General features: G+C 58.0%; 11 protein-coding genes and 1 other RNA gene. 2 read left to right on the top strand and 10 right to left on the bottom strand.

The window, feature by feature from the left end:
- Positions 1-56 precede the first annotated feature (56 nt).
- From ACTOZL_RS06145 to smpB, 6 genes are all read right to left on the bottom strand, one after another.
- Positions 57-896 carry an S-layer homology domain-containing protein gene (locus tag ACTOZL_RS06145; RefSeq protein ID WP_482477303.1) on the bottom strand — a complete coding sequence of 280 codons (840 nt, stop codon included), beginning with the start codon at positions 894-896 and terminating at the stop codon, positions 57-59.
- A gap of 43 nt (positions 897-939) precedes the next feature.
- A complete protein-coding gene (locus ACTOZL_RS06150; protein ID WP_482477304.1) occupies positions 940-1,866 on the bottom strand; it encodes a toprim domain-containing protein in 927 nt (308 codons plus the stop codon).
- 121 nt (positions 1,867-1,987) lie between these two features.
- Positions 1,988-2,407 (bottom strand): translation initiation factor 2, encoded by a 420-nt coding sequence (locus ACTOZL_RS06155; RefSeq protein WP_482477305.1) that lies wholly within the window; start codon positions 2,405-2,407, stop codon positions 1,988-1,990.
- 415 nt (positions 2,408-2,822) lie between these two features.
- Positions 2,823-3,169, bottom strand: a transfer-messenger RNA (tmRNA) gene (gene ssrA, locus ACTOZL_RS06160).
- Positions 3,170-3,308: 139 nt separating this feature from the next.
- A complete protein-coding gene (locus tag ACTOZL_RS06165; RefSeq protein ID WP_482477307.1) occupies positions 3,309-3,830 on the bottom strand; it encodes a peptidylprolyl isomerase in 522 nt (173 codons plus the stop codon).
- Between the two features lie 64 nt (positions 3,831-3,894).
- Positions 3,895-4,353, bottom strand: a complete 459-nt coding sequence (gene smpB / locus ACTOZL_RS06170) for an SsrA-binding protein SmpB (protein ID WP_482477308.1) — start codon at positions 4,351-4,353, stop codon at positions 3,895-3,897.
- 381 nt (positions 4,354-4,734) lie between these two features.
- On the opposite strand from smpB, the gene abc-f reads away from it, so the two are divergent.
- On the top strand, positions 4,735-6,195 hold the full coding sequence (abc-f, locus tag ACTOZL_RS06175; protein WP_482477309.1) for a ribosomal protection-like ABC-F family protein: 1,461 nt from the start codon (positions 4,735-4,737) through the stop codon (positions 6,193-6,195).
- A 59-nt stretch (positions 6,196-6,254) separates the two neighbouring features.
- Here the strand turns inward: abc-f and ACTOZL_RS06180 are convergent, their stop codons facing one another.
- The 4 genes from ACTOZL_RS06180 to murB all read right to left on the bottom strand — a co-directional run bounded on the left by ACTOZL_RS06180 (position 6,255) and on the right by murB (position 9,363).
- The gene (locus tag ACTOZL_RS06180) at positions 6,255-6,836 is read right to left on the bottom strand and encodes a dipicolinate synthase subunit B (protein WP_482477311.1); all 582 of its coding nucleotides are present in this window, start codon (positions 6,834-6,836) and stop codon (positions 6,255-6,257) included.
- Positions 6,833-7,708: a dipicolinate synthase subunit DpsA gene (gene dpsA, locus ACTOZL_RS06185; RefSeq protein WP_482477313.1), complete on the bottom strand. Its 876-nt coding sequence runs from the start codon at positions 7,706-7,708 to the stop codon at positions 6,833-6,835. The genes ACTOZL_RS06180 and dpsA overlap by 4 nt, the downstream gene beginning before the upstream one ends.
- A 135-nt stretch (positions 7,709-7,843) precedes the next feature.
- Positions 7,844-8,419 carry a hypothetical protein gene (locus ACTOZL_RS06190; RefSeq protein WP_482477314.1) on the bottom strand — a complete coding sequence of 192 codons (576 nt, stop codon included), beginning with the start codon at positions 8,417-8,419 and terminating at the stop codon, positions 7,844-7,846.
- A gap of 20 nt (positions 8,420-8,439) precedes the next feature.
- The gene (murB, locus tag ACTOZL_RS06195; protein ID WP_482477315.1) at positions 8,440-9,363 is read right to left on the bottom strand and encodes a UDP-N-acetylmuramate dehydrogenase; all 924 of its coding nucleotides are present in this window, start codon (positions 9,361-9,363) and stop codon (positions 8,440-8,442) included.
- 287 nt (positions 9,364-9,650) lie between these two features.
- Here murB and ACTOZL_RS06200 point away from each other — a divergent pair, with 287 nt between their 5' ends.
- The gene (locus ACTOZL_RS06200; RefSeq protein WP_482477316.1) at positions 9,651-10,412 is read left to right on the top strand and encodes a hypothetical protein; all 762 of its coding nucleotides are present in this window, start codon (positions 9,651-9,653) and stop codon (positions 10,410-10,412) included.
- The last annotated feature ends 37 nt before the right edge of the window (positions 10,413-10,449 follow it).

The raw sequence follows: 10,449 nt of genomic DNA on the forward strand, positions 1-10,449 counted from the left end.
GTTAGGAAAGCAGCGGCTTTGATTTTTTAATCCGCCTACATCTGTGTAAACGAATGTTACAATCCGTTCTCCCGAACAAACTGCTTTAACAGCTTTTCCAGCTTGTAGACGAGCGCATCAGGCAATTTCCGGGCGGTTAAGGCCCTGGGGATTCTTACCCCGGACACGCCCGTGACCACCCGGCGGAACATCACACGCTCGTCATGGCGCTGACATGTCCCGTCCGGGTAACCATCGACCCAACCAGCCGCAGCAGCGGCGTTGATTTCCCCATACGCCCAATGGCTTGTCGTTACATCGGAAAACTTTGCGTCATTGCTACGATCCAGCCCTGCCCACCGGGCCGCCAGAGCTGCAAATTCAGCGCGGGTGACCGGAGCATTGGGACGAAACGTGCCATCCCCGTAACCGTCGATGCTGCCGATGCTGTACAGCAGCTCAGTTTCCTTGTAGCACCAGAGATCAGTGCTGAGATCGGAGAAAGTCTGCGGGGACATCGTCCGCTTTGCGGAAGGGTACTGTCCATCATACAACCGGTAAAACACCGCCGCAGCTTCGCCGCGGGTCATAGGCCGGTCCGGGCGGACGGTCTTGTCGGGATATCCGTAGATATAACTGATGTCTTTGTGAGAATACACCTGTTCTACAGATTCGCTGTAGTCCTGGTAAGTGTAGTCCGCAATCTTCTGCGGAGTGCGTTCTTTGTGTGTTACGGAATAGGTTTCATCTTTGGAAATTTGCGTTCCGTCAGATGCGTCAACATAGGTCTCTGTAACGCTTGCCAGGGTGCTGGCGGTCGCTGCGCTGGCCTTGGGGACTGCCATCGGCAGAAGGGACAGCAGCATAGAGAAAACCAGGGCGAAGGTAGTTGCTCTTTGGAATCTTTTTTCGTGCATATATGCCTCCTTTTTCAGATAGTTTAAAGCGGAATTTGTTCAGCTACCGCCCCCTTTCCCGTGCCGAAACACGCTGTTGTAGATATTCATTCCAGTCTTTTCCTTGTTTTGGTGTCCTGGCAGATACTTTAAATCCTGTTTGTTCGTATTCCAATTTCATGCGTTCCGCCGCTGCTCGTCCTGGTTCGTCTGCATCCAGACACAGGATGATGTGCCGGAGGTGGGGATGCTCCTGCAGGTAGGTATCCAGTGCGCCATTGTGTAAGCCGCATAGGGCAATGGCATTGCTGCGGACCTCCCGGTGCAGGGTGCAGAAGCTCATCAGGTCAATAGGGGCCTCGAAGGCTGCCACCCAATTCAAGGCTGGATTACAGGGCAGCCGGAAGGCTACATCCTTGTCGCTTCCGGCTACGTCCCCTTTGAAACCAGCACCGTTCAGGTCAAAAGTTCCTCGTTTGCTGGCGAATTTGGGTTTTACGCTGCCGTCTCTGCCGACGAAAACGCAGTTGTGATGCTCTGCGTCCTCATACAGCAGGCCAGCTTGGATAAAGTCTCGAATCACTTGGGCGGCGATGCCTCGCTTACGTAAGTAGGCAAATACCCGGCGTTGATCCTCACAGGGAGGGGGTAGTTGAAACGGGCATTTCTCCCTTGGGGGCATTTGCTCCGGCGGCGGCTCCGGCGGGTCCCTGGACCTACCCTGATAGGCCAGCAGGTACTCCACCGCCTCCGGGAAGCTCTTGTTCTCGAATCGTTGGAGGAAGGATATAGCGTCCCCGCCGATACCCTCCGAGTAACGGTACCAGGTTCGGCGGCCTTTGATGCGAAGGCTGTCCATCTCCTTGGCGGTGTAGTAGCTTCCGATGCGTTTGACTTGGTATCCTAGGGAGGATAGCAGGTCTGGCAAGTCTGTCTCCTTGGCAATGGCAATCTCCGCGCTCGTCACGCGATGGGCTGTGTTTGCGTTCAAAAAATCACCTTCTTTCCATAAAACGCAAAACAGCCCGGCAGAGCATCCCACGATTGGGGATACTCTGCCGGGCTGTTTTCTGACTTGTTCTGTTGTTTTGTGGGCTACTGCCTCACACGGCTCACACGCTGGCCGACGGGGCCCCGGGTTCTTCTTCCCGGGGGTGGGGGGCGTCCTGGGGGATCGTGGCTTCACAGAGGCCGGACGGGGCTTCTGCGGTGAGGGTCTGTTCCGCCTCGTTCAGGGCTGCCTCGATGAGGCCCAGGACGAACTCCCGCTGGGTGAGCTTTTTACCGGCGCGGGCAGTCTCCCGCTCCAGATGCGCCTTGATGCGTTGGAATAGCTCTTCTGATACTTGGAATGCCATCGTTCTTGTGCTTGCCATAGTGGGGTTCCCTCCGTTTTCTTTTAGCTTGAAATATTCGCTGATAAGGTTTGTGATGTATTCGCTGGTGGTCTGGCCTAACTGCTCCCTGGCTTCCGTCACTTGGTTGTGTAGCTCGATGGGGATGAGCGCGCAGAGGTTTTTTCGTTCTTCCATAGAATTCCCTCCTCCGTTTGGTCTTGAAGCAATCATACTCGAAGGTAGGCGGGAAAGCGATTACCAAGACTACCAAGGAATGATGGACAATGTAAGCATAACTACCAATCTGAACAGTCTCAAGGAACGCAAAAACGCCGCCTGCGTCCCTGCCGGGTTTCCGGCGGGTCGCAGACGGCGTCTAGCGGTCATTTTTTCATTTTTAGTTGTGCGAAAGAGTTCGAGTCCCTCCAGCTTCCAGAAAAGCCCAAAAAGACGTTTTGGCATCTTTCTTTGCGTGATTTTTGAATCACGCTACCTATTTCTGGGAAACTTGACTCTTTTTCATGATTTTGGCCTGTTTTGTTGTGAAATATGCGAAAAAGCCACACAAAAGTGTGGCTTTTTCTCCTGCATCTTTTTCATCAACGCAGGCTGGTGGAGGCGGGGGGAGTCGAACCCCCGTCCGAAAACACTTCCTCAGGAACCTCTCCGGGCGCAGACGATTCTTTGCATTCCCTTACCATGACGCAAACCGTCATGCTTCATGGCTTAGTAGCTTCATTTGTCATGCCGGGGGCAAAGCTTACCCCGGTCACGTGCACCACTTAGATCACGCCTGAGTCCGGCTCGTGGTCCTTCCGGGTCAGACGGCCGCTTTAAGCCGCGGCGAGAACTACGTTATCGTCGTTCTTTAATTTATAAGTTGCCCATTTTAAGGATGTTAGGCGCATCCGCCCGCTACTCCTGCCCCCATGTCCCCGTCGAAACCAGTACGCCCCCATATTTGAAAAAACATTAGGATATATCCTGACAACGGTTCAGTAAAGGCGCGGTGTTGCCTTGACGCCTGCCCTCCAACGGGCAGCCGCCAAGGCATCGTGTGCAAATTCGTGTGCAAAAAATCAACGGTTTTCCGTGGTTACAGCTTCTCCGGTTCCGGATACTCCACACCGAAGGTCTCCACAATCACCTTCTTCATGCGCTGGTCCTCCTTGGGCTTGTCGCTGGAGTTGGTCTTAACCCCGGCGATGCGGTCCACCACGTCCATGCCCTCGGTAACCTTACCGAAAGCGGCGTACTGGCCATCCAGGAAGTCCCCGTCAGCATGCATGATGAAGAACTGGCTGCCGGCGGAGTTGGGGTCCTGGGCACGGGCCATAGAGAGGACACCCCTGGTATGGCTCAAGTCGTTGGGCACGCCGTTGGAGGCGAACTCGCCCTTGATGGAATAGCCAGGGCCACCGATGCCCACACCCTGGGGGTCGCCCCCCTGGATCATGAAGCCAGAGATGACCCGGTGGAAGATGATGCCGTCATAGAAGCCCTTATTGATGAGGCTCACAAAGTTGTTGACGCTGATGGGCGCCACGTCGGGATAGAGCTCGGCCACGATCTTGCCGCCATCCTCCATCTCGATGGTAACGATAGGATTGTCTGCCATAGTTTCGATTCTCCTTTTCATCCGAAAAAAGCGCTGCCGCGCTATGGTGCGCTATTTAAGTAGTCTATCGCTGTTTCAGGGCCCGGTCCATCTCCCGCTTGGCGTCTCGCTGGGCCGCGGCCTCTCGCTTGTCGTAAAGCTTTTTGCCTTTACACAGGCCTACCTCCACCTTCACCCTGGGGCCCTTAAAGTACAGGCTCAGGGGGATGAGGGTGTAGCCATCCTGCTTGATCTTGGCGAAGAGTTTCGCGATCTCCCGCCGGTGCATCAGCAGGCGGCGGGGACGGCGGGGCTCCCGGTTGAAGATATTCCCCTTTTCATAGGGGCTCACGTGCATCCCGTTAAGGGACATCTGCCCATCCTTGATGGTGCAGAAGGAGTCCTTCAGATTCACGTTGCCCATACGGATGGACTTGACCTCTGTTCCGGCCAGCTCGATGCCCGCCTCATAGCGCTCCTCCACGAAATAATCGTGAAAAGCCTTTTTGTTCTTGGCGATCTGCTTGACGCTCTCTTTTCCCAAGGTGGGCACCTCCCTTCCTGCCAGCCAGTGCAGGCCTACTTGAAGTTTTATTATGCTCTATTATGCCCCTTCTGTCAAGGGGTAACCAAACTTTTACAATAAAAAATCAGGGCTTGCTTTTTCCCCCAAGCTGTGGTATCCTGAGCGCAACTGAATGAAGAGAGGGGCGGGAAGATGCGTCATATTTCTTGCAAGTAAAACTGGATTCAGCGGCTGTACCCTGGTATAGCTGCGCCCATTTGCAAGAAAGTGAACCATCTCTTCCCCGTCTGATCCCGCCGCCACTGGCCTATTGCCAGGGGCGGGGTGTGCTGTGACGAGCTGCAAGAACTTGCTTTCTTGCAGCTCTTATTTTTATGTTTTGAAGGGAGGCATGGTATCATGTCTATGATCAAAGTCGAAAACCTGAGCTTCACCTATCCCGGCAGCTATGACCCCATTTTTGAACAGGTCAATTTCCAGATTGACACCGCCTGGAAGCTGGGTTTTGTGGGGCGGAACGGCCGGGGGAAAACCACCTTTCTCCAACTCCTTCTGGGGGCCTATGACTACAGCGGGCACATCCACGGCTCCGTGCCCTTTGACTACTTCCCCTACCCCGTCCGCCAGCCAGAGCGCCCCGCCCAGGCGGTGTTGGAAGAGGTATGCCCCCAGGCCGAAGCGTGGGAGCTCCTCCGGGAGCTGGCTGACCTGGAAGTGGAGTGGGAGGTGTTGCAGCGGCCCTTCCTAACTCTCTCACAAGGGGAGCAGACCAAGCTGCTCCTGGCCGCCCTCTTCCTCAACCCGGGGCATTTCCTCCTCATCGACGAACCCACCAACCACCTGGACAGCCGTGCCCGGGCCCTGGTGGCCGCTTATCTGAACAAGAAGTCCGGCTTCATCCTGGTCTCCCACGACCGCCGTTTCCTAGACGGCTGCGTGGACCACATCCTCTCCCTGAACCGGGCCACCATCGACGTCCAGAGCGGCAATTTCTCCTCCTGGCTGGACAACTTCCAGCGGCAGCAGGACTTTGAGGCCGCGCAGAACCAGAAGCTGCAAAAGGATATCCGGCGCTTGCAGCAGGCCTCCAAGCGCTCTGGGGTGTGGTCGGACCGGGTGGAGGCCTCCAAGGCCGGTGCCTACGACAAAGGCTATATCGGCCACAAAGCCGCCAAGATGATGAAACGCTCTAAGGCCCTGGAGGCCCGGCAGCAGCAGGCCTTGGAGGAAACATCCAGCCTGTTGAAAAATGTGGAGACCGCCGAGGCCTTGAAGCTCTTTCCCCAGCCCTACCACGCCCGGGTGCTGGCCGCTTTCTCAGAGGTGTCCATCCAATATGGCGCGCGCCAGATTTGCCCGCCCCTCTCCTTTTCTGTGGAACGTGGGGAACGGATCGCCTTAGAGGGCCGCAACGGCAGCGGGAAAAGCAGCATTCTCAAGCTGCTCCTGGGGGAGCCGGTCCCCCACAGCGGCACCGTCACCCTGGGCTCTGGCCTGGTGATCTCCTATGTGCCCCAGGGCACCAGCCACCTGCAAGGCCCGCTCTCCGCATTCATCCAAGAGGCCAAGCTTGACAGCAGCCTGTTCCTGGCAATTTTACGAAAGATGGGCTTTGCCCGGGTGCAGTTTGAAAAGAATTTGGAGGACTACTCCGCCGGGCAAAAAAAGAAAGTGCTGTTGGCCAAGAGCCTATGTGAGCAGGCCCACCTATATGTATGGGACGAACCCCTGAACTATATCGACATCTACTCCCGGATGCAGATTGAGGACTTGCTCCGGCACTTCGCCCCCACCATGCTCTTTGTAGAGCACGACGGGGCCTTTCGGGAGACGATAGCCACCAAGGTGGTCAGCCTATAAGCCCCGCCGGGGGCAGGGCCACGGGATACCCCCTTGGCCCTGCCCTGCTATGTCCCAGCTCAGGCCGGCCCCAACAGCAAGGGTTGGAGCTGCCGCCCCTCTAGGGCCGCGGCCACCGTGTCGGTGAGCTTTCCCAAGTCCGCCACCAGAGAGGTCGGTTTCCCCTCGGGGTCGTCCTGGCGGAAGGGGACGAAGTAGTAGTGTTTCCGGCACAGGAGCTCCCCGATGTTCCGGGCCGCCCCTGCCAGGCCGTCGTTGGTAGAGACTGCCAGGACCACCGGCCGGCCGTTGCGCAGGTGGGCCTTGGCGGCCATGGTCACGGCGGTGTCCGCGATGCCCGCCGCCAGCTTGGCCAAGGTGTTCCCTGTACAGGGGGCGATCACCAACACGTCCAGGAGCTTCCTGGGCCCAATGGGCTCCGCCTCCCGGACGCTGTCGATGACCCCCCGGCCGCAGAGCTGGGTGATCCGGGCATGGAAATCCTCCGCCCGGCCGAAGCGGGTGTCGGTGTCTGCCACCGCCGGGGAGACGATGGGGAGGATATCAGGGTAGTCCTCTGCCAGCGCCTCCATGGCCGCCAGGGTGGTCTCTAACGTGCAAAAGGATCCAGTCAGGGCGAATCCCACCCGTTCTTCACTCATGGTGCTTCCTCCAGTTCCCAGAGTATGTGGTAGACTGCGTCCCGGATGGCCGCCGCTGCGGTCACCGGGGCCGTCCGTCCGGGAAGGCCGGGGGCTTGGAGCACCCGCAGGCCCAGCTCCTGGGCTGCCCCCTGGTCCACCCCGCCGGGGGCGGAGGCCAAGTCCAGGATGAACGCCTCCGGGTTCACCTGGGACAGCCGGTGGGGGGACAGCACCCGGGCAGGGATGGTGTTGACGATGAGGTCAAAGCCCCCCAGCTCATAGGAGAGGGTTTCCAGGCGCAGGGTGTCGCAGCCATAGGCCGCCGCCCAGGCCAAGTCCTCATAGCGCTTGGCGCATACCGTCACCCGGGCCCCCAGGGCCCCCATCCGGTGGGCGGTGAGCTTCCCCACCCGTCCAAAGCCCAGGATGAGCACCCGGGCATTGTGCAGGGTGGTGGGCAATTCCTCCATGGCCACCTGGACGGCCCCCTCTGCGGTGGGCACGGCGTTGGTGACCATACACTCCTCCCTGGCATAATAGTCAAAGACCCGCAGGCCCCGGCCTTCCGCCAGCGCCCGCACCGCCGGGGACACCATGCCCCCGCAAAGGACTTGCCCCGGCTCCATGTACTCCAACAGCGATTCCAGGGACAACGCCTCCCGGCTCAGGGGGGCGTTGAGCGTCCCATCCGGCCGGGTCACCGGCAGGGGCAGAATCACACAGTGGGCCAAGGCCAGCCCTGGCCCCAGGGGTTCCGTGCCCAGGTCCTGGTCCTCTAGGCCCGCCAGGCGGACGGTGTGGCCATCCTCCCGGAGCAGGCGCACCAGGGCCCGCTGGCGTTGGTCTCCGCCCACCACCCAAATGTTCCGCTCCCGATCCATTGCCTCCATAGCAATACCTCCTTCCCTCCTGGTCATTCTATTCTGGGGGGCGGGAAAGGGTGAAAAAAGCGCGGGCCGGTAAGAGCTTCCGGTCCGCGCTTCTCCTGTCCATGGTTTCCTTGGATCCTGGTTGTTCCGCTGTGCTTATAGGCTCTGCCAGGGGCTTCCATCGCTGGGCAGAAAGACCATATTGGGGGTGGCCTCCCCGAAGTCGAACAGGCTGAAGCCCCCTTGGAGGAGGAAGGTACGGATGGCCGCCTCCGCCTCACCGGGGTCCACGGTCTCGTCCTCAAAGGAGCGCACGAAAGTATGGAGCTGCTCCATCATCTGGTCCGCCCGCTGGCTGAACTCTTTGTCGATCTCATATTCCTTGTTCATGCCGTTGCAAAAGCGCTGGGCGTCCTCCTTGTCGCACACCGGAGTGAGGAAGAGGTTGAACACCCCCAGGCTCCCGTAGTCGTAAAAGCCGTTATACTTCACCAAATCCTGGGGCTTCTCCACCAGGGGGCAGAGAAACGCGTCCTCTGGGAGCCGCCCGTCGTTGGCCCCCCGGACGGCCTCCTCCTGTCCATAGGGGATGACCTCCATGCCGCAGTAGCGTACAAGCCAATCCTGGACCACAGCCTCCGCCTCTTTCACGTCCTGGTAGTGCTCAAATTTCGTCTCATTTCTCTCGTTGCCGCTGGTGGCCAGCATCAGCATATAAAAACGATCCTTCATAGCATTCTCCTTTGTTTCTCTTACAAGCTACAGCCCAAAAGGCGGACCTCCGGCTCCAAAAGCACCCCGGTCTCCCGCCGCACCGTCTCCCGCACCTGGCGGATGAGGGCCAAGATATCCTGGCAGGTGGCGCCGCCGGTGTTCACCACGAAGCCCGCATGCTTTTCCGACACCTGGGCGCCTCCCACCCGGGCCCCCTTCAAGCCGCACTGCTCAATGAGGCCCCCGGCAAACTGGCCCGGCGGACGCTTAAAGGTACTGCCGGCGCTGGGGTATTCCAGGGGCTGCTTGCTCCGCCGCCGCTGGGCCAGCTCCGCCATACGGGCACGGATGGCCTCCGTCTCCCCTGGCGCCAATTCCAATCCCGCTCCCAGGATCAGCCAGGGCAGCCGGGCAAAGACACTGCTGCGGTAGCCCAATTCCAGCTCCGGCAGTTCCAGCCGGTGGGGCTGCCCCTGCGGGTCCACACAGTCCACCCAACGCAGCACCTGGGACAGCTCCCCATCGTAGGCCCCGGCGTTCATGAACACCCCGCCCCCCAAGGTGCCGGGGATGCCGTGGGCAAACTCCAACCCTGTCAAGCTCTGGTTGGCGGCAAACACCGCCGCCTGGGCCAGGGTCACCCCGGCCCCCACATAGAGGGAGGTCTCCCCGGTCCGTTCCAGCCGGCCCAGCCCTCCCGCTGTTTTCACCACGAAAGCCTCCGCCCCCTGGTCACTGACCAGGAGATTGGACCCTTTCCCCAGGAAGAAGGGCACCACCCCCGCCTCCCAGGCACAGTGTAGGAGAATGGGCAGGCTTTCCGCCTCCTTGGGCAGGGCCATCAGGGCCACCGGGCCCCCCACCTTAAAGCTGGTGTGCTGGGCCATGGGTTCCCTCTCCCGCAGCTCCAACTGGGGCAGCCGCTCTCGAAGGGTGGCCTGAAGTGTCTGCATTGGCGTCATGGTATTCCTCCCCCTATTTTGTTTCATCATTGTTTTATTATAGCAAATCCCCGTAGGAAAACATAGCATCTTTTCCATCAAAAAAGAGGCCTTCCGGGCCTTGATTTTTTCATATGCAGTGGATATAATTAAAAATTAACGGTTCATTTTATCGGAAAAGCTGCCACCATTGGGATTGGCAGGCTCTGTCTCTAATTCACCGAAACATTCGTGGGGTGCAACCAACCCTTTCATGGCTCCCCTTACCATATATATTTCCTTGACCCTCATAGAAAGAGAGAACTTCCATGAAAACCATGCATTTTTTCTCTGCGTGTATTGTGGCCAGTGCAGTCACCTGCACCACTCCCCTTCCCCGCAGGGATTCTATGATATATCTCCTGATTATTTCTTTTACCTTTTTGCGCGGCTGCGCTGTTTTCACCACTGCAAGAAAAACCCTGCCCAAAGGCTGTTTGCTGGAAATTGCACATAGCTTGCCCCGCCACAGCTTCTTTTCCTACATCAACAACGGCAGTCTCCCCAGCAGCTATTTTGAACAGGCTGAAAAAACGTTGCAGGACGGCTATGTGTACCTTATCCTCACCGAATCAAAAAGCGCTTCTAGTGAACTGATCGGGCTTTTCACAAACCGGCAATACAACCACGTCTCCCTGGCGTTTGACCGGGACTTAAACACCCTGGTCAGCTACAATGGAGGGGAAAGAATAGCATCCCCAGGCCTTAACCCCGAAGCTGTAACCCAACTGACCCAACGGGCAGGCGCTACCATGATGCTGTACCGGCTCCCGGCAACCTACAGCCAGAAGCGGGCCATCCTTGATAAGATCCGTGAAATCAACCAGGAGGGCAGCGCATATAACCTGTTGGGCCTGCTGTTCAAGGTCACCCTGCGTCCCAATATCATGTTTTGCTCCCAGTTCATTTATACCATGTTGGAACATGCAGGCCTAAACTATTTTGAAAAAGACGCCGTCCATGTAACACCTACAGATTTTATTGAACTCGACTACTACAGAACCCTTGACTTTGTGGGTAAAATTGGTTAAAAACCGGCTGCGGTATCTCACCGCAGCCGGTTTTTTC

The sequence above is a fragment of the Evtepia sp. genome (assembly GCF_056797215.1).